The following is an 18,619-nucleotide window of genomic DNA, read 5'->3' as shown; positions in this document are numbered from 1 at the left end:
AATTAGCAATAAATCCGTCATCAATGTGGCAATATGACCGCGTCTTCAGTGGGACTGATGCGGGTTTTTCGGAGTGTGATTTTTACGCGCCGATACCGGGGACTTTTATAGTAAATCATGAATTTAAATACGACTGACTCAGGAGTGACATTGTCACCTTTCGACGTGCTGATTACGGCTATTGAACAGGGCGAACTGCTGCCAGGCGAGCGTTTGCAGGAAATCCGCCTTGCAGAGAAATTTGGCATCAGCCGCACGCCGATTCGTGAGGCGTTGCATCGTCTGGAAACCCTTGGACTGGCGGAGCCAGGACCGGGGCGCGGGCTGGTTGTCGCTAAACTGAGTTATGAGCGACTGCGCCAGCTCTTTGCGGTACGTGAGGGGCTGGAAAGACTGGCGATGCAGCTGGCGGTCACCTCCGCGTCAGACGAAGAAATTGCGTTGCTGCAGGATATGGTGAACGCCGAGCGGACGCTGACCGACAGCAAAGCATTACACGATCATAACCGTCTCTTTCATCGACAAATTTATCGCTCAACGCATAACCCTTATCTCAATGAAATGCTGGATAATTTGCGCATTCACCTCTCACTGCTGCGCGGTACGACCTACGCCCTGCCGGATCGTAGTGAAGAGGCAAAGCGTGAACATCAGGCGATTGTCAATGCCCTTGCACGTCGCGACAGCGCCGCCGCCCAGGAAGCGGCCTGCGAGCATATTCGCAACGGTTATCGTGCAAGGCTGGCGATCATCAGTCAGTTAGAGCACTAACCCTTTACGCTGAGCAGCCGATTAACATCCGCCCAGTCGCTCAGCGTATCGATGTCCTGCACAACGCCGGGGTCTTCCAGTTGTAAATCCCGTACCCGCCCCTGCTGTCGTGCTGCTTGTACAATACTTTTCGCCCCTTGCTCCCCGGTCAACGCTAACAGCGCCGCCTGATGCTGGCGGCCAAATCCGACCGGATGCCCGCTTTGCTGTCGGTGGCGCGGGACGACCAGCGGGTGATCCTGTAAGGCCTCCGCCACCAGGCGCAGCGAAGCGGGTTTTATCAATGGGAGATCGCCCGGTAAAACCAGCCAGCCGGCGGCATCGGGCGTGGCCTGCACGCCCAGCGCAATTGAGTGCCCCATCCCTGCGGTGCCGCCTTCGGGCTTGACAAGATGCCAGCGTAAACCGGCTGCGTTTACCGCATCAATGACCCATGTGAGAATCGGTTTTCCTGCCAGCTGCGCTTCGAGCTTATGTCTTCTGCCTCCCGATGCATAAAACCGTTCGCCCCGCCCGGCAGCGAGAATCACTACGGTAGGTGTGGCTGTCATACCTCAGACTCTGCCAGCGTGCTTTGACGCACGGCGGCAATATGCGCCAGAATCGACAGCGCCAGTGAGTGGGCATCGCGCGCTTTTGGAAAGATCCCCACCGGGGCATGAATACGGGCGATGTCCGCTTCTGACCAGCCGAGTTGTTGCAGTTTGCGAACGCGCTTACCGTGCGTCCGTGTACTGCCCAACGCGCCGATATAAAAAGGCGATGCCGCCAGCGCGTGTTGCAGAATCGGGAGCTCACGTTCACTGTCGTGGTACAGCAAAACGACAGCCGTGTTACGGTCGATAAGGTGACTGAGTTTAAGTGGGTTGAGCCCATCCAGCACCTGCACGTCATAACCCGTCGCCTTTGCGAGGAGCGCGGTCGTCTGCCCCTCCAGCGCACCGCCTGCCACGATCACTCGCACTTTGGGTTGATAGCAGACCCTGTACCCGCCATCGTGCCAGCCTTCTGTTTTGCGCCCCGGCATACTGTGTAACTGCCGGGATGTTGCGCACCAGCTAAGACAAGCGCTCTGCCGCAGCGCCAGTGCATTGAGCACCGCCAGTACGGGCTGAACTGACCGGAGCTTGTGAATGGCGAGGGTTATCCCGCCGCCACAGGGCAATACAATGTCGAACCAGGGCGACCCTTCACCATATTTCACCAGCCGGTCCTGACCCGATGCAATGACGTCTAGCGCCTCACAGGCGGCGGCATGTTCAATGCAGCCCCCCGAAACGAAACCGCAATAATAGCCGTCCTCGCGCACCGCCATCTGGGCACCGATCGCGCGAGCGGCCCCGCCGCGGATCTCCACCAGCGTGACCAGCGCCGTCGCCATACCCGCACTGAGCGCCTCGGCGGCGAAACGCAGAACCGTTTCGCTGTCATCGGTCAGCACGGCCTGTACAGGTACAACCGGCGATGCCGCCGGATGTGTGTTCATCATCACCTGAGTCGCCATGCCGCTTCCTTACCCGGCGTCCGGTAGCTGTGTGAGCAGTTTATCGAGCCTGACGGGGTAATCCCTGACACGCACACCGGTCGCGTTATAAATCGCATTGGCGATGGCCGCGCTAACGCCACACAATCCCAGTTCCCCTACCCCTTTGGCTTTCATCGGCGAGGAGACCGGATCGGTGTCTTCCAGGAAAATGACCTCCTGCTCAGGGACGTCGGCATGCACCGGCACTTCGTAGCCCGCCATATCGTGATTAACGAAATAGCCCCGTCCGGTGTCAACCGAAAGCTCTTCCATCAGCGCCGCGCCGAGGCCCATGGTCATCGCACCAATCACCTGACTGCGGGCCGTTTTCGGGTTAAGAATGCGCCCTGCAGCACACACCGCCAGCATGCGCCGCACCCGAACCTCACCGGAGGCGCTGTCTACCGCCACTTCTACAAAATGACCTGCGAAGGTGGACTGCTGAAACTGCTTGTCGAGATCGCCAAATTCGATAGTGTCTTCCGCCGTCACCGGGCCGTGAATCGTGGCATCGGTAAGAGGCACACGCTTATCGGCGGACTGAATCTGTCCATCGGCAAACTCGGCGGTTTGTGGATCAAACCCTAACTGCCGCGCAAGGGTTTCACGCAATTTCACGCAGGCGGCATAGACGCCCGAGGTCGAGGTGTTCGCTCCCCATTGCCCACCGGATCCCGCTGAGACCGGGTAATCAGAATCGCCGAGTCGCACAACCACCTTGTCCAGCGCAACGCCGAGCATTTCGGCGGCCGTCTGGGCAATAATGGTGTAACTCCCGGTGCCGATATCGGTCATATCGGTTTCCACGGTAACAACGCCCTGCGCGTCCAGTTGCACGCGGGCACCGGATGGGCCCACCAGGTTATCGCGAAAACCAGCCGCCATGCCCCGTCCGATGAGCCAGCGCCCTTCGCGCACTTGTGCGGGCTGCGGGTTGCGTTGCGCCCAGCCAAAACGTTCTGCTCCGGTACGCAGGCAGGCAATCAACTGCCGACGAGAGAAGAAACGTTCAGGATGTGCAGGATCGACCTGCGTGTCATTCAGCACGCGGAATTCCACCGGATCAATCCCCGCTTTCTCCGCCAGTTCATCAATGGCAATCTCCAGCGCCATCAGACCCGGCGCTTCACCGGGAGCACGCATCGAATTGCCTTCAGGCAGGTCGAGTCTTGCCAGACGCAAGCCGGTGTGACGGTTCGCCCCCGCATAGAGATACTGTGTCTGGTTGACCGCCGTCTCCGGCGCGCCATCGGGCAGATTACCCGACCAGCTTTCATGTTTGATGGCGGTTATTTGCCCACGCTCATCAGCACCCAGCCGAATATGCTGCAAGGTGGCCGGGCGGTGGGTGGTGTTATTGGGAATAAGCGGTCGTGGCAGCATGACTTTGACCGGACGGTTTATCGCCCGCGCCCCCAGCGCCGCCAGCAGGGCATCGCTGCGTAAAAAGAGCTTGCCGCCAAACCCGCCACCGATGAAGGGTGAAATGACGCGAACGTTCTCAGCCGGCATGTTTAACGTTTTTGCCAGCTCCTTTCGCCACCAGTTGATCATCTGACTGGACGTCCAGACGGTAAGCTTACCCTCTTCCCAGGCGGCCATTGAAGCATGAGGCTCCATTGCCATATGGCTTTGATCGGGTGTGGTATAAACCGCGTCCAGGGTTACGCTTGCCTCAGCGAAGGCACGGTCAAAATCACCGGTGACATTATCCGGTGTATCCTCCGGGGGTTCAGTGACAGAGGGCTGTTGCTCGGCAAGGCTGTATGCCCCCTCTTCCGTGACATATTCAGCCTGCACCAGGGCCGCAGCCGCACGGGCTTCTTCAAAAGTCTGCGCCACCACCAGGGCGATGGCCTGGTGGTAGTGCGCGATCTCAGGTCCGCCTAACAGCGTGGCGGCGTTCATTTCACCTTTACCGAGTGAACCGGCATTGAGATACGTGACCACGGCCAGCACCCCAGGTGCCTGCTCAGCAGCCTGCACATCCAGGGTCGTCATGCGCCCTTTGGCAATCGCCGCCCCCACCACGTAGCCATAAGCGACATCAGGCAAAGCGTCATGCCATTCGTAGGCATAGGTGGCGCTGCCGGTTGTTTTTAATGGACCGTCAATACGATTGTGCGGCTGACCGACAATCTTCAGCCGGTCGATGGGGTTAACGCCGGCGGGTTTTTCAAATTTCATGGTTAACCCCTCCCTTCCGCCATCACCGAGGCGAGTGTGCGTTTTGCAAGTGTGAGTTTAAAGGCGTTTTCCGCTGTGGGCGTGGCGCTGGCGAACAGGTGGTCATAGACCGGTTGTGCCCCCTGTGGTAAGAGCGTGTCCGCCTCTTCCATCCGCCAGGGTTTATGTGCAACGCCGCCAAAAGCCACCCGTCCGGTGCCGTCGGGGTGAATAATGGCAGCAACCGATACCAACGCAAATGCGTACGAGGCGCGATCGCGCACCTTGCGATAGATATGCGTGCCACCGCAGGGTGACGGAAGCGTGACGCTCGTAATCAGTTCCCCGGTTTGCAGCACGTTTTCAAGATGCGGCGTCTGTTGTGGCGCGCGATAAAACGCCGCGACAGGGATCTGACGAGTTTCCCCCTGCGGGTTGACCGTTTCGATTTGCGCATCAAGCAGGCGCATGGCCACGGCCATATCGCTGGGATGCGTAGCGATACAGGCCTCACTTGCCCCCACCACCGCATGCTGACGGCTAAATCCGCTCAGGGCAGCGCACCCGCTGCCTGGACGGCGTTTATTGCAGGGCGGGTTGGTATCGTAAAAGTAAGGGCAACGGGTGCGCTGCAGAAGATTTCCGGCGGTGGTCGCGCGATTGCGTAACTGGCCGGATGCTCCCGCCAGCAGCGCACGAGACAACACCCCGTAATCACGTCGTACCAATGGGTGCGCGGCAAGATCGGTATTACGCACCAGCGCGCCAATGCGTAGCCCCCCTTCCGGCGTGGGGGTAATCTCATCGAGTCCCAGCCCGTTAACGTCAATGAGATGAACGGGCGTTTCAATTTCGAGCTTCATCAAATCGAGCAGGTTAGTGCCGCCCGCAATAAATTTTGCCCCTGGCGTATTAAGCGCATGCGCTGCGGCGCTGCCAGGCGTGGTGGCACGTTCATAGGTGAAGGCCTTCATGATTTGCCTCCCGCTGCCACGTCTTCAATCGCCGCCAGGATGTTCGAATAAGCGCCACAGCGACAGATATTGCCGCTCATACGCTCACGAATTTCCTCAGCCGTTCTCTGGGGATCGGACACCAGGTCATGGGTAACGTGACTCGGTATGCCCGCCTCAATTTCCTGCAAAACGGCCACCGAGGAGCAGATTTGCCCCGGCGTGCAGTAACCGCACTGGTAACCATCATGCTCAATAAACGCGGCCTGCATCGGGTGCAAATTATCCGGTGTGCCCAGACCTTCAATGGTCGTGACTTCCGCGTCCTGATGCATGACCGCCAGCGTCAGGCAACTGTTCAGCCTGCGGCCATCAACAATTACAGTACAGGCACCGCACTGACCATGGTCGCACCCTTTTTTACTGCCGGTCAGGTGCAGGTTCTCCCGAAGCGCATCCAGTAAGGTGGTGCGCGTATCGACGTTTAACTGATGCACCACGCCATTGACGTTAAGTGACAGGGGCATGGTGACAGGAACCGGTGTGGTGCCCAGTTCATTCGCGCGGGCAGCAGTGAATGCTGCCGGGGTTTCGCCATGGTTGCTCATACCAGGCCTCCAGTATTTGAGTAAATAAAAAAAGAAAAATGACGGCGTTATGCGTTTTTTGAATAATGGTTAAGCATAGTCGCCACTTCCGGCAGGAGTATTCTTAAAAGGACGTGGGGGATGAGCAGACGGCATGAGAAATGGTGAGCGGTTATCTTGAGCTCCCGGTAAGCATTTACCAGGAGCAGGATTTTCATCAGAGATAGTGTCTGAGTAACTCCTCCAGGCTGTTCTGGTCGACGGCAAACTGGCGAATACCTTCGGCCAGTTTCTCAATGGCCATGGCATCCTGATTATGCGCCCAATAAAATGCTGCTTCGCTCATCACCGCAGGTTTTGGCAGGATCTCGCCCGTATAATGCAGCCCCTCAGGCACGGGAGCATCGCTTTGCTGAAGCTGTGCCAGCAACGGGGGTGACACGGTCAGTCGGTCGCAACCGTTCAGCGCGAGCACCTGTTCAGTGCTGCGAAAACTTGCGCCCATCACCACTGTTTTGTAGTCGTGCTTTTTGTAAAACTGCCAGATGTTTTGTACCGACTGCACGCCAGGATCGTTAGCTGGGGTAAAGGTGGTGCCCGGCTGATTTTTTTTGTACCAGTCAGTAATGCGCCCGACAAAGGGCGAAATCAGAAAAACGTTAGCGTCGGCGCAGGCCCGGGCCTGAGCAAAGGAAAAGAGCAGCGTCAGGTTACAGTTAATACCCTCTTTTTCCAGAACCTCAGCGGCGCGGATCCCCTGCCAGGTCGAGGCAAGTTTGATCAACACACGCGCTTTACCGATCCCTTTCTCGGCATAAAGGCCGATAATCTCACGGGCCTTCTCAATGCTGGCCTGAGTGTCATAGGAGAGACGGGCATCCACTTCGGTTGAGATGCGACCCGGTATACTTTTCAGGATAAGCACGCCGATGCTTACCGCAAGATAATCAGCGATCGCCGCCACCAGGCCTTCCGCCTGAGGATGACGGGATTTTACCGTTGCGACTGCGTCGGTAATCAGTGTCTGATACTGCGGCAACTGCGCCGCTTTGTAGATAAGCGAAGGGTTGGTGGTCGCATCTTCCGGCTGATAGGCCAGAATGCTGTCGATATCACCGCTATCGGCGACGATCACCGTGCGCTGCTTTAATGCGTCAAGCTGATTCATATTTTTACCTGTCAGTGAAAACATTGCTGGCCTACCCCAGAGCAAGGCGCTGCCCGGTGTAGCCCAGCAATAAAAGCGCAATTAACGTGCCGCGGCGACGCGTGAGGTCAGTCCAGGCATGTTGAAGCACTCTGCTTCGTTCTGAATCATGTCTTTAATTTTATTGACCACATAACGCTCAGGTTCGACACCGAACGATTTCAGATTGGCAAACATCGTTTGCATCTCTTTCACTACCGCCGGTTTTTCATAGTTGTAATGACCGCTGAGTTCAAGGATCTCTTTGAGGAGCGCAGGCTCACTAAAGATTTGCTCTTCGGTTTTGTTTTTATGCTCGTCGGTCATCCATTTTTCCCATTTATGACTGAGCACACATTCGCGGGTGAGCACCGTTTTTAGATCCGATGCGGATTTAATAAAGCCTTTGGCTGCCAGATCTTTCTCCACTTCCGCCAGCTTCAGATAGGCCCGGGTTTCAATGGTGCCGTATGCCGGTGCCACATTCATCGCGGTGATCCCAAGCCCTGGATGTTTGAGCAGGATGTCATCCGGCAGATAGTCACCGTTATGCTCTTTCAGACCCACGCCGTGGCGGGTACTGATCGCAGACAGCTCAGCGCTCTGCACGTCGTTAAAGTGGCCGACGTTTTTGGTCAGGCGGGTCAGGGTACCGGTCTGACCGACAATAAACAGCGGCTGTGGCAGGGATTCGGCTGCCAGGCGTTTATTCAGCTCAACGATAAAACCTTCGTACGCGGCGATATCGGTCAGGCCGCCGTTGGTCTCTTCCGTCCCAACTTCGTAGAAAAACTCTTTCAGGTTGTGGGTCTTGCGGTACGCTTCGCAAAAGCGAATCAACTCAACGGTACGGCTCAGCACCAGTTCAATATCAATCACTTTACCCACAACGTACGGATCTTTGGTCGGGTCGATGTGCAACAGGTCGAATCCGGCATCCATGTCCACTTCATAAGAGCGACGGGCGAGTTTCATGGCCTCCGCTTCCGGGATGTGATCTTTACGCTCTTTATCTCGCTGCCACGGGCCGCCGTGGTCACGACAGAGGAAATAGTCGCCGTCAAAGCCCACTTTTTCCGCCATCGCCTTCAGGTCAGCAGCAAAGCGGAACTGATCCCAGTTATTAACGTAACCTGCGCCGAATTCGTCGGCATCAACCTGGTTACGGCTGGCAATAAACATCAGCGGCAGATCTTTTTCTTTACCTAATTCAAAACAGGCCTGAATTAATGCCGGGGACATGGGGCCAATTCCCAGCATGGTGGATTTACCGCCGTTAACGATATAATCGACATACTGTTTCATTGTGTTTTTCATGACAACTCCTTAGGCTTTATTCATATCAGAAGTAATAGTTTTTTTAGCGGATACCTTTTTTACCGGCTCGCTAATATTCGGGCGTAATACATGCAGACAAATAGCGGTAACAATGACACCAATGGCCATGTCGATGACGTACCACATTGGGGCTTTATTAACACCGGCGATGGCAATTAAACCACCGTGAGGCACCATGGATTCAACACCGTGAATCATGGCCAGACCGGCGCCAACGGCGCTACCAATAATAATCGAGGGCAATACAGTTTTAAGATTCTTAACCGCAAAAGGAATCGCCCCTTCGGTAATACCAATCAATCCCATAAACGCGGCGGATGTCCCCATTCTTTTTTCATCTTCCGCCCATTTACGCGGGGAAATAAACGTGGAAAGGGCAAGACCTAATGGCGGAATAGCACAGGCGATACGATAAGCCCCGTTTGGCCCATAAATACCTTCTGCCATTAATGCGAGAGTAAAGGCAGTGGCGGTTTTATTTACCGGGCCGCCCATATCAAAGGCTGCCATCGCTCCGACAATCAGACCTATTATTACGCCACTCGTGCCCTGCATATTCGACAGCATGGTCACCAGCCATTTCATGGCAATACCAATCGGCCCGATCAGGATATACAGGTAGACCATGCCAACAATAAAGCTGGAGACAATAGGAATGATCATAATGGGCATAACCGGCATCAGGGCTTTTGGCACTTTCCAGCCCTTGATCCATTTCGCCACGTAGCCACTCATGATGCCGAGCAACATCGCACCAAGGAACCCGGTAACGACATGGGATTCACCGAGCGGCGTTGCCGCCATAAAGCCCGTGATGATGCCCGGCGTGAGGCCCGGTTTACCGGCTATCGAGTAAGCGATATACGCCGCAAGCACCGGAATCATCATCCCCAGCCCGGCGCTGCCAATTGCACCGAGGTTGAGCATAAACCCATTGGTGACCACAATGCCTTTGCCTGCCGTGGGCTCACCGCCCACCAGCGATAACGCCAGGCAAATACCGCCGACCACGACCACCGGCATCATATAAGAGACACCGGTACTGAATGCTTTGACTAAATCATCCTTCACGGTTTTCATCATATCCGACATGTTTATTCTCCTTGACCCTGCTATTTAGATGTGCACCGTCCCACCCAGGGGGTGTAAAAATAAATCGCAGTGTTCGCAGGTAATAGTTAGATTAAATAACGCACCTTGATTAACAGTAGGAAATTTTACTGAACCAGTTTTTCCGCTCTGTCAATAATGGCTGCCGGGTCACGCACCACTTCAGAAGGGTTAAGGGAAATAACACGCCCTTCATCTTCTTTTTCTTCGAAACGTTCAACGCCTTCAATACCGATTGCAACGGCCATAATAACGACGTCTGCCTCGGCAATTTCATCTTCGCTTAATTCGTTTTCGATCCCCATGCCACCCTGGGTTTCGACTTTCACCTCATAGCCACGCTTTTTGCATTCCTGCTCGATAGCTTCCTGCGCCATATAAGTATGTGCCACGCCTGTAATACAAGCTGCTACGCCGACAATTTTCATGTGTAACTCCTGGCTTTTATTGATTGCTTTCGTTCACTGTCCTGGACACCTTTACGGTTTGATGTCTCAGCGTTTATTTACCAGTTGATGATTCAGATATTCAAACGTCGAGCGTTCTGACCATCAGGTTGTAGAGTACTTCGGTGTGTGCTGCGTTTTTTATTTCATTGCGGAAATCCTCGTTCATTAATTTTCGGGCAAGCGTGGAGAAATATTTCATATGGGCATTCGATTCAGCCGATTTACTGACCGTCAGCATAAAGACCGTGGATACCTCTTCGTCACCCCAGCGAATCGGTTTCGCCAGCGTGGCGACGCTGATGGTGGAGTCATCAATATGTTCAGATTTGGTATGCGGAATGGCAAAGCCATAGCCCACCGCGGTGGAGAAGGTGTCCTCTCGCGCCCAGATGTCGTCACATAACCTGTCGCGGTTGCGGGTACGGTGATGCAGCCAAAGATTGTCAGTCATTATCTTGATGACCTCATTTTTGTCCTGAGCGTCGAGGCCACAAAAAACAAATGCTTCGCCAAGAATCGGTTTATGGCGGCTGGCGTTCACCTCCGGCGATTGCAAAATCGCTTTAACGTCGTCGGTGCGTTTGACCTTCACCACCGCCTGCGCCAGCTGCTGGCATTTGCGGTAATCCAGTTCACGCAGCGCATGCTTCACCCCCGGAATGGCGGTGGCGCTCATGCTCAACTCGTCAAAGCCCATGCCGGTGAAGAGCGGCAGGAAATCCGGACTGGCACCCAGTTCGCCACAAATGCCAATCCATTTTCCCGACCGGTGCACCTCGTCGACGGCAAACTGCATGGCGCGTAAAAAGGCGGGCGCGTAGTTGTCATAGACGTTACTGACCCGGCTGTTGCCACGATCGGCGGCAAAGAAATACTGGGTCAGATCGTTGCTGCCGACGCTGAAGAAATCCGCATACTCGGCGATTTCCGGTATCGCAAAAAGGACGGAAGGAACCTCCAGCATCACGCCCAGTTCAATAGTGTCCGAGAACGGCAGGCCTTGCTCACGCATCGCCTGCTTCACCTCCTCCAGGACCTCACGACACCAGATAACCTCATCGACGCTGGCGATCATCGGAATCATGATTTTCGCGTTGCCCGCGGCCGACGCCGTGAGAATCGCTTTAAGTTGCAGGGTGAAGAGGTCGCGATAGTGGGGATAGGTGCGCACCGCCCGGAAGCCCAGGAACGGGTTTTCCTCGTCGCCGAGACTCAGGTAGTCGACTGGTTTGTCGCCGCCAATATCAAAAGTACGGAAGATGACCGGCTTCCCCCCTGCAAGCACCGCCACGCGGGTATAGAGTTCGGCAAGCTCGGCGTAATCCGGGGACGTTTCCCGGTCCATGAAGGACATCTCGGTACGGAACAGTCCCACCCCCTCAGCACCCTGCTTAAACGCGGATTCCGCTTCTGCCAGGCTGGCAATGTTGGCGACAATCTCAACGTTGTGTCCGTCGACGGTTGTCGCCAGCTGGTTCACATTTTCCAGCATCTGCTGCTGCATGTTCCGCTGTACCGCCATCTCATTGCGGTAATAGCGCAGCACGCTGTCATCGGCGCCGGTAATCAGAATTCCGGGGTCCCCATCAATAATGATGTCCTGCTGGCCGTCCAGGTTCAGCGCCGTAAAATCAATATCCGTCAAGGTCGGAATACCCAACGAACGCGCCAGAATAGCGGTGTGTGAGGTTTTCCCGGTCGCGGTTAATACCATTCCGGCAAGATGTTTTTTATCGATACTGAGGAATTTGCTGGGCGTGAGACTGTCAGCAAAAATAATTGACGCGCTGTTAATGTCGAGGCTATTTTTCGGCAAAGACGCTTCGCCATAAATAGCCACCAGCAGCTGCGTGGTGATATCCAGCACATCCAGCACGCGTTCTTTAATATATTTACTGGATGAACGATTAAGCATTTCACAAAACGCTGCCGCTGCTGTTATGACTGCTGACCATGCATTGTTGTGTTGCTGAATATAATCAGTCATCGCCGCCTGAAATGCAGCATCAGTAATAATTGAAAGATGCGCCTGAATAATCTCGTGCTCTACGCCGGTTTTACTTTCCAGCGCGGCATGCTTTTCACATTTCAACGCTTCCAGTCCTGACAGCAGACGTGCCATTTCCGTGTCGACAGGGCCTTGTGTACCCGGATTACGCGCCAGCATCTCTTCCAGGGTCAGGCTTTGTACCACCAGCGGACGGGCAATGGCGACGCCACCGCTGACACGCGTCCCCTGGATAAAATGGGGCTGTATCTCGCGTAACGAGCGGGGCAGATACCCCGCTTCCGTTGCTGACGGCGCTTCCCGCACCTCTTCATAAGCGGGCAATTTTTTCAGCAATGCGCGTAATTTTTCTGCCTGCGCCGGTGCATCAGCGCCCTCTATAACAATGTCACACACGTCGTTAAATAAAGTATCGGTTGCGACCAGTGAGAGTGCGCTTTTTGCACTCCCCGCAAGCCCGTTGCGATTATTTTTCCAGCTCACCTCCGCCGCAAAGGTATTACAGAGCCGCTCAATATGCCCCGCTGGCCTTGCATGAATACCTTCCTTTAGCTCACATTTATAAGTTATGACTTCAGACATAACGACTCCCGAATACTTTATACGACTGCGGATGTTTTATTAGCAGGTTTAGCACCCTGCCGTTCATGTTATATATCCTTGACCGTAAACCAGCAGGTTGAAATATGAAAAAAGTGACCTTTTCTGGAAAAAACACACCAACGATGTAATTTGTGAATAGACTCACAAATAGTTGACAAAACTACTATGGGTAACGTTATTACTATTAAAACGCCTTTCTTTCTATTTATTGCCTCCCCCTAAACAGGCTACAACATTGTCATCTCCGTATTTCAGGCACCCACGCGGCCATTCGGTATCACTCACTGAGGAGTTTATGATGTACCCCGTTGACCTGCATATGCACACTGTCGCCAGCACCCATGCTTACAGCACGGTTCATGACTATATCGCCCAGGCGGTACGTAAAGGGTTACAACTTATCGCGATAACCGATCATGGCCCTGAGATGGTTGATGCGCCCCATGAGTTTCATTTCAACAATATGCGCATTCTCCCCAGGGTGGTTGACGGCGTGGGGATCCTGCGAGGCGTAGAGGCCAATATTAAAGCGAACGGCGAGACCGACTGCAGCGAGAAAATGCATGCCGCGCTGGACCTCATCATCGCGGGTTTTCATAAGCAGGTGTTTGCCCCAGCCGATATGATTGCCCACACGGATGCGCTAATCGCTGTTATCAACAGCGGCAAAGTCCACATCATCAGTCACCCCGGTAATCCGGAATACCCGATCGATATCCCTGCCGTGGTCGAGGCGGCAAAAAGCTGCAATGTGGCGCTGGAGGTCAACAACGCCTCCTTTGTGAACTCGCGCAAAGGCAGTGAGCCTCACTGCCTGAAGATTGTTTCCGCGGTGGCCGAAGCCGGGGGGATGATCTCACTGGGAACCGACGCCCATAGCGCCTTTTCGCTGGGCGATTTCACTGCCTGTCAGCACATTATCGACGCCACCGGGTTTCCGCAAAGCCACATACTCAACGTCTCGCCACAGCGGGTGCTTGCGTTTCTGGAGTCTCACGGAGGAGAGAGAATGACTGAGATTTATGCGGCACTGAAGTAATTAAAACGCAGCGTCGAGAAGCTTAGAGCCTATCCCAGGGGGCAGAGACAGCGGATGAAAACCGGAGCCCGCAGGCTCCGGCATAAGCATTAAAACTCGTAGCGGGCACCGAAGTTGTAGCGGCGGCCTTCCAGAATGGCGGCCTGATTATAAGAGGTGACATGACGCGGGTTGGCATCGAACAGGTTATACACCCCGCCCATCAGGGTGATGTTCTTATTGAGGTGGTAGCGCACCCCGGAGTCAACCAGCGCATACGCCTCGGTGGAGGTGGATTTGCCTAAATCCGGCGTATTACTGCGCCAGCTTGCTTTAGTCCATAGCTCAAGGTCGTTAGCCGCATTCCACGTGAGCGAGACGTTCGCCATGCTGGTCGGGTACTCGTTAAGCGCATAGCCTTTATAGGTTCCGCTCTTCTGTTCGCTATGGGTGTAGGTGTAGTTGGCGTTGGCTTTAAGCGCATCGGTCACCTGCCAGTCGCCGTTCAGCTCAAGACCATAGATTTCGGCGTCGCTGACGTTAAAGTACTGCGAAACGCTATCCGCAAGATAACCGTTGTACTGACACTGGTGCGTGTCCGTGGTGGTACAGATCGTATAGTCACTGATTTTGTTTTTAAACTTGGTGTAAAAGAGGGTCGCATCCACGGCCAGGGCATCCTGCTGCCAGTAAACGCCGACTTCGGTGTTGACGCTCTCTTCCGGTTTCAGGTCATCGTTACCAATGCCGATTTCAGAGTAAGGATAGGCCCCGTACACGCTGGTGAAACCGGAGTTATTCTCGCGCAGATCCGGTTTTTTATACCCGGCGGATACCCCCCCTTTCAGCGCCCAGTTTTCGTCAATCGTCCAGTTGCCGTAAAGTTTTGGGGTGACGTGATAGCCAAAGTAGCTGTCGTGATCCAGGCGTGCCGAGGTGGTGAGCGTAAAGTCCGGCACCATCATCCAGGCATCTTCCGCAAACAGCGCCCAGCCGTCACGATCGATTTTACTGACCGGCGTGACCCCCGGTGCGACTTTATCGGCAATACCGAAAGTGTCATTCAGTTCATTACGGGTGAAGTTGGCCCCCACCGTCAGCTTGTGATCGCCGAGGGTAAAGGTGTTTGCGCTGTTAGCTTCGAAGTTGCGCTGTTCGATAAACTGCGATGACATGCCCGGTACGCGATATTCAGTCCGTGCTTTCTCATAGCTGACAAAATTCTTCACCTCTACCAGATCATCGCCATACCAGGCGTGCTGGGAAAGCGAGGCCGCATCACGATCAAAGCCCCAGTACCACTGCTTATCGTTGTGGCTTTTCTCCTGATGCCCGCGTGAAGCATTCAGCTCCCAGAGCTGAGTATCAATCGGCGACATCGACACGGTTGCGTCGACGTTGCCGGCCTGGTGCTTAACGAAACGCTCGTCATTCACGCTGTCGTCGTCACGGCGGTCAAGGTAATCGGCCCCGACGCTCACCCCCAGTTTGCCAGGGATTATCGGCCCCATGATAAAAGCGTTAGTCTGGTTGGTGTTTCCGTACTCACTTTTCTCCTGGAGGTAATAATTGTCCTCCAGCACGCCGGTCCATTTATCGAGATTAAAGGCTTTTTTAGTGATGACGTTGACCACGCCGCCAATGGAGTCAGAGCCGTAAAGCGAGGACATCGGCCCTCGGATGACCTCGACGCGTTCAATAGCCGCAAGTGGCGGCATAAAGTTCGCCTCCGCGCCAATATGGTGACCATAAGGACGGGATTCACGCGTCCCCTGCTTGATGCCGTTCACCATGTAAGCCGTATAGCTTGTTCCCATGCCACGCATCTGTACGTCACCGGACGCCAGGCTACCGGTTCCGCTCCCGGTCAGTACGCCCGGCATTTCGTGCAGCGCCTCAGTGACGTTCTGGTTCGAACGCGTGTTGAGCGCTTTCTCGTCGACCACCGAAATGGTTGCCGGGGCTTCGCGCCGCTCCTGACTGAATCCGGTGGCAGTTACCACCATCTCATCTTCGTTTTTTGTGTCGTCATCTGCGGCAAAAACAGCGGCCGGAAGGTTACTGAGGGCGAGCGCTATCGCCACGGCCATGCGTGTCTGGGTAGTCACTGAAGCGTCCTTAAAGTGGGGTGAAATCGAGAGTGAGTCGCTGGGTTGCGTAACGGTCTTCGCGATGTCGCATTGACGCAGGATGCCACTGTAATAGCAGGCATCTCTGGCGCTGATTTTTTAATCATTTGTGAAGACACGTTATTATTCTTTACCGTTGTTTACGTTTTGCAAATGGTAATCAATCTTAATATCATTTGCAATTATGATGTAATAATCAGGCAAAGTCCGTGGCATGCTTTTTCAGGCAGGGGCGTGGAATATTCGCTGTCGCCCGATTCCCTTCCCCACCTCGGAGGAATCCCCAGCACCATTACGTTTTACAGCGATATCACGGTGAAATGAGAATAAAACGGTCACCCTGGCCCTCTCCCCGGTGGGGCGAGGGGACCTATAGTGCTGGCATTTTTTTGTGGGGATTCCTCAGCCCCACCTGGCACGGGGCCGAGGGGAAACCGGGTCGGGCTTTAGGCTTTTAATTACAGTTCTATGATCTTTCCGCGTGGGAAATGAAGTATTTTGCGGATGGTGCTGACAACCTCTTCCGGGCTTAATAACAGCGCGTTGATCCTCACGTTAAGGATACGGCAGCCTGTAAAGCGATCCTGGTTATCGATTTTGATATCGGAGGCGATAAGGACAAGATCGGCGGCAATAATATCCTTCTCGGTAATCGTATTTTTGATACCGAATACCCCCTGGGTTTCAATCTTGATGGCGAAACGGTGTGCTTTTGCCAGTTTCTCCAGTTGCTCTGCTGCCATATAGGTATGCGCCACGCCGGTTGCGCAGGCGGTCACTGCGACGATAGTCAGCTTATGGTCGCCTGTGCTCTGCAAAGCATCATCTTTCTCTGGACGGGTCATAACATACTCGCTCCCTTATTTTTGCGTCGGTACTCAAGTGGGGTACAGTCATTGATGTCTCGAAAAACCTTGCAAAAGTAATTTGCATCGGTAAATCCGCACTTATCTGCGACGTCATTTATTTTTAAATTTGTATTGGTCAATAATGTTCTCGAACGGGAAATACGCACCTGCTTGAGGTACTCATTAAACCGGGCATCGGCCTCTTTAGAAAAAAGACGCGACAGGTAACCCGGTGAAATATTAAAGGCATCGGCCACGCTCTCGCGGCTGATATCCGAGCTGTAATGGGTATCAATATGTTTTTTGATCTCATCAAGCAGCGAAACCGGGCCTTTGTGGTTGTCCAGCCCTTCCGTCACCTGGTAGAGAATGTCGTTAAGCAAGGCGTACACAATATGGGCGAAGGTTTCGCCAGTGGTGTTCTGGCTCCAGGCAAGGGACTCAGCGAGTTCCAGCAGGCGATCGCGCACGGTACTGCTGGAGTTTTGCAGGTTAAACTTCTCCACCTCTTTAAACTGCTGCCCGTCCCAGTTACTGATGCTAAAACCCACATCCTGTTTCCAGAAAACGATCGACATGCAGATGACCGGGCTATCCCATTGGGGTGAATTCCAGCCATTGGCTGGAATATAGGTAATAGAACCGACCGGACGGGCATATTTGACGACCCTGTCGGTCCCTTTCGGGATAAGCATGCTCATCACCCCTTTTACCGCCAGCTCAATTCGCGGTACATGCAGGTGGTAGGCCATGGCGGGCGGTTGCGCGTTGCCGTTGGCCACCAGAATGGACTCACCACCGGCACACAGGCTGCTAAATTCACTGAGGATCGACTGTATAAACACTTACCATCCTTCTCGGTTCACAGGTTCAGGTCACTTTCATTGCGTCTTTGCGCGATTTTTGCCGCGGGCTTAAGGTCGATTTCAAAATCTTTACGGCGACCGCCGTTGTAACCGTGCCGCAAATAATTGCGAAGACGTAGCCGACCGGGTTACCAATAATGGGCAAAACGATTAACCCACCCCAGGGCGCGGCCCCGGTCGCCCCCAGCCATAATGACAGCACCGATGCGACAGCACTGCCGGTGACAATAGCGGGGATCACCCGTACCGGATCGGTGGCTGCAAACGGGATTGCCCCTTCGGTAACCCCCATCAGCCCCATAATGACCGCCGGTTTGCCCGCTTCGCGCTCCACATCGTTAAACACGCTCTTAAACATAAAGGTGGCCAGCGCCAGTCCAAGCGGCGGTGTGCACACGGCAGCGGCCACGGCGGCCATCAGTTGCGGATTGGTGGAGATCAAGGCAACGGCGAAGAAAAAGGCGGTTTTGTTCATCGGACCGCCCATGTCGACGGCGATCATCCCGCCCAGCACGCAGCCGATGATCAGCGATGAAGCACTTTGCATATCCGATAACCAGAGGCTGAGTGCTTTCATCAACCAGGCTATAGGGTCGCCAATGATGTAGTACACGGTCATGCCGGTCAGAAAGGTCCCTAACAGCGGAATAATGAAAATGGGCAGGATCATGCGCAAAAAAAGGGGGATCTTCAGACGTTCAATGATATTCAGCAGGACATACACCACCAGCCCCGCGATGATACCTGCCAGCATTCCCCCTAAAAATCCGGCACCCATCTGGCTTGCCATCAGCCCGCCAATCGCCCCCGGCGCAATTCCGGGTTTATCGACCATCGAATAAGCAATAAACCCGGCCAGAATGGGAATAAACAGGGTCAGACCAGCGACACCCACTTCGGCCATCGCTTTAAGAAAACCCGTCTCAGGCATGGCGGCTTTGCCATTGAACATGACGGCAAGCGCGAGCAATACACCGCCCGCAACGACAAAGGGGATCATGTATGACACGCCGGTCATAAAGTGCCTTTTGGTATTTTTTAGCAGCTTCAGCATATCCGCCT

Annotated in this window: 16 protein-coding genes; 2 read left to right on the top strand and 14 right to left on the bottom strand. The window is 54.4% G+C overall.

Annotated elements, in window-relative coordinates:
• The first annotated feature begins 144 nt into the window (after window positions 1–144).
• Window positions 145–771: a GntR family transcriptional regulator gene (locus ACUY4Q_RS10590; RefSeq protein ID WP_458046973.1), complete on the top strand. Its 627-nt coding sequence runs from the start codon at window positions 145–147 to the stop codon at window positions 769–771.
• Here ACUY4Q_RS10590 and ACUY4Q_RS10585 read toward each other — a convergent pair.
• From ACUY4Q_RS10585 to ptsP, 10 genes are all read right to left on the bottom strand, one after another.
• On the bottom strand, window positions 768–1,322 hold the full coding sequence (locus ACUY4Q_RS10585; protein WP_458046972.1) for a nucleotidyltransferase family protein: 555 nt from the start codon (window positions 1,320–1,322) through the stop codon (window positions 768–770). The genes ACUY4Q_RS10590 and ACUY4Q_RS10585 overlap by 4 nt on opposite strands.
• The gene (locus ACUY4Q_RS10580; protein ID WP_458047314.1) at window positions 1,319–2,260 is read right to left on the bottom strand and encodes an XdhC family protein; all 942 of its coding nucleotides are present in this window, start codon (window positions 2,258–2,260) and stop codon (window positions 1,319–1,321) included. Before ACUY4Q_RS10580 ends, ACUY4Q_RS10585 begins: the two co-directional genes overlap by 4 nt.
• A 24-nt stretch (window positions 2,261–2,284) precedes the next feature.
• Window positions 2,285–4,483, bottom strand: a complete 2,199-nt coding sequence (paoC, locus tag ACUY4Q_RS10575; RefSeq protein WP_458046971.1) for an aldehyde oxidoreductase molybdenum-binding subunit PaoC — start codon at window positions 4,481–4,483, stop codon at window positions 2,285–2,287.
• A 2-nt stretch (window positions 4,484–4,485) separates the two neighbouring features.
• Window positions 4,486–5,436 (bottom strand): FAD binding domain-containing protein, encoded by a 951-nt coding sequence (locus tag ACUY4Q_RS10570; RefSeq protein WP_458046970.1) that lies wholly within the window; start codon window positions 5,434–5,436, stop codon window positions 4,486–4,488.
• Window positions 5,433–5,942, bottom strand: a complete 510-nt coding sequence (paoA, locus tag ACUY4Q_RS10565) for an aldehyde dehydrogenase iron-sulfur subunit PaoA (RefSeq protein ID WP_458047313.1) — start codon at window positions 5,940–5,942, stop codon at window positions 5,433–5,435. Before paoA ends, ACUY4Q_RS10570 begins: the two co-directional genes overlap by 4 nt.
• A gap of 277 nt (window positions 5,943–6,219) precedes the next feature.
• Complete coding sequence (gene tal / locus ACUY4Q_RS10560) at window positions 6,220–7,170, bottom strand: transaldolase (protein ID WP_458046969.1); 951 nt, start codon at window positions 7,168–7,170, stop codon at window positions 6,220–6,222.
• An 81-nt stretch (window positions 7,171–7,251) separates the two neighbouring features.
• Window positions 7,252–8,505 carry a class II D-tagatose-bisphosphate aldolase non-catalytic subunit gene (locus ACUY4Q_RS10555; RefSeq protein ID WP_458046968.1) on the bottom strand — a complete coding sequence of 418 codons (1,254 nt, stop codon included), beginning with the start codon at window positions 8,503–8,505 and terminating at the stop codon, window positions 7,252–7,254.
• A gap of 9 nt (window positions 8,506–8,514) precedes the next feature.
• Window positions 8,515–9,618, bottom strand: a complete 1,104-nt coding sequence (locus ACUY4Q_RS10550; RefSeq protein ID WP_458046967.1) for a PTS fructose transporter subunit IIC — start codon at window positions 9,616–9,618, stop codon at window positions 8,515–8,517.
• Window positions 9,619–9,743: 125 nt separating this feature from the next.
• A complete protein-coding gene (locus tag ACUY4Q_RS10545) occupies window positions 9,744–10,064 on the bottom strand; it encodes a PTS fructose transporter subunit IIB (protein ID WP_458046966.1) in 321 nt (106 codons plus the stop codon).
• Window positions 10,065–10,164: 100 nt separating this feature from the next.
• Entirely contained in the window at window positions 10,165–12,675 is a 2,511-nt protein-coding gene (ptsP, locus tag ACUY4Q_RS10540) for a phosphoenolpyruvate--protein phosphotransferase (RefSeq protein ID WP_458046965.1), read from the bottom strand.
• A 319-nt stretch (window positions 12,676–12,994) separates the two neighbouring features.
• Between ptsP and ACUY4Q_RS10535 the strand changes: the two genes are divergently transcribed.
• Complete coding sequence (locus tag ACUY4Q_RS10535; protein ID WP_458047312.1) at window positions 12,995–13,735, top strand: phosphatase; 741 nt, start codon at window positions 12,995–12,997, stop codon at window positions 13,733–13,735.
• Between the two features lie 89 nt (window positions 13,736–13,824).
• Here ACUY4Q_RS10535 and ACUY4Q_RS10530 read toward each other — a convergent pair whose 3' ends face one another.
• From ACUY4Q_RS10530 to ACUY4Q_RS10515, 4 genes are all read right to left on the bottom strand, one after another.
• Window positions 13,825–15,822 carry a TonB-dependent receptor domain-containing protein gene (locus ACUY4Q_RS10530; protein WP_458046964.1) on the bottom strand — a complete coding sequence of 666 codons (1,998 nt, stop codon included), beginning with the start codon at window positions 15,820–15,822 and terminating at the stop codon, window positions 13,825–13,827.
• Window positions 15,823–16,301: 479 nt separating this feature from the next.
• Entirely contained in the window at window positions 16,302–16,688 is a 387-nt protein-coding gene (locus tag ACUY4Q_RS10525) for a PTS fructose transporter subunit IIB (protein WP_458046963.1), read from the bottom strand.
• On the bottom strand, window positions 16,685–17,536 hold the full coding sequence (locus ACUY4Q_RS10520) for an AraC family transcriptional regulator (RefSeq protein WP_458046962.1): 852 nt from the start codon (window positions 17,534–17,536) through the stop codon (window positions 16,685–16,687). Before ACUY4Q_RS10520 ends, ACUY4Q_RS10525 begins: the two co-directional genes overlap by 4 nt.
• A 25-nt stretch (window positions 17,537–17,561) precedes the next feature.
• On the bottom strand, window positions 17,562–18,611 hold the full coding sequence (locus ACUY4Q_RS10515; RefSeq protein WP_458046961.1) for a PTS fructose transporter subunit IIC: 1,050 nt from the start codon (window positions 18,609–18,611) through the stop codon (window positions 17,562–17,564).
• Window positions 18,612–18,619: the final 8 nt, after the last annotated feature.

Source organism: Phytobacter cepae (genome assembly GCF_054165735.1).
The sequence above is the reverse complement of the archived record's forward strand: the minus strand, read 5'-3'. Positions and strand labels throughout refer to the sequence as shown.

Bases quoted from the DNA above. Each gene is read 5' to 3' on its own strand.
- ACUY4Q_RS10585 (WP_458046972.1), bottom strand. From the start codon at position 1,322: ATGACAGCCACACCTACCGTAGTGATTCTCGCTGCCGGGCGGGGCGAA.
- ACUY4Q_RS10580 (WP_458047314.1), bottom strand. From the start codon at position 2,260: ATGATGAACACACATCCGGCGGCATCGCCGGTTGTACCTGTACAGGCC.
- paoC (WP_458046971.1), bottom strand. From the start codon at position 4,483: ATGAAATTTGAAAAACCCGCCGGCGTTAACCCCATCGACCGGCTGAAG.
- ACUY4Q_RS10570 (WP_458046970.1), bottom strand. From the start codon at position 5,436: ATGAAGGCCTTCACCTATGAACGTGCCACCACGCCTGGCAGCGCCGCA.
- paoA (WP_458047313.1), bottom strand. From the start codon at position 5,942: ATGCCCCTGTCACTTAACGTCAATGGCGTGGTGCATCAGTTAAACGTC.
- tal (WP_458046969.1), bottom strand. From the start codon at position 7,170: ATGAATCAGCTTGACGCATTAAAGCAGCGCACGGTGATCGTCGCCGAT.
- ACUY4Q_RS10555 (WP_458046968.1), bottom strand. From the start codon at position 8,505: ATGAAAAACACAATGAAACAGTATGTCGATTATATCGTTAACGGCGGT.
- ACUY4Q_RS10550 (WP_458046967.1), bottom strand. From the start codon at position 9,618: ATGTCGGATATGATGAAAACCGTGAAGGATGATTTAGTCAAAGCATTC.
- ACUY4Q_RS10545 (WP_458046966.1), bottom strand. From the start codon at position 10,064: ATGAAAATTGTCGGCGTAGCAGCTTGTATTACAGGCGTGGCACATACT.
- ptsP (WP_458046965.1), bottom strand. From the start codon at position 12,675: ATGTCTGAAGTCATAACTTATAAATGTGAGCTAAAGGAAGGTATTCAT.
- ACUY4Q_RS10535 (WP_458047312.1), top strand. From the start codon at position 12,995: ATGTACCCCGTTGACCTGCATATGCACACTGTCGCCAGCACCCATGCT.
- ACUY4Q_RS10525 (WP_458046963.1), bottom strand. From the start codon at position 16,688: ATGACCCGTCCAGAGAAAGATGATGCTTTGCAGAGCACAGGCGACCAT.
- ACUY4Q_RS10515 (WP_458046961.1), bottom strand. From the start codon at position 18,611: ATGCTGAAGCTGCTAAAAAATACCAAAAGGCACTTTATGACCGGCGTG.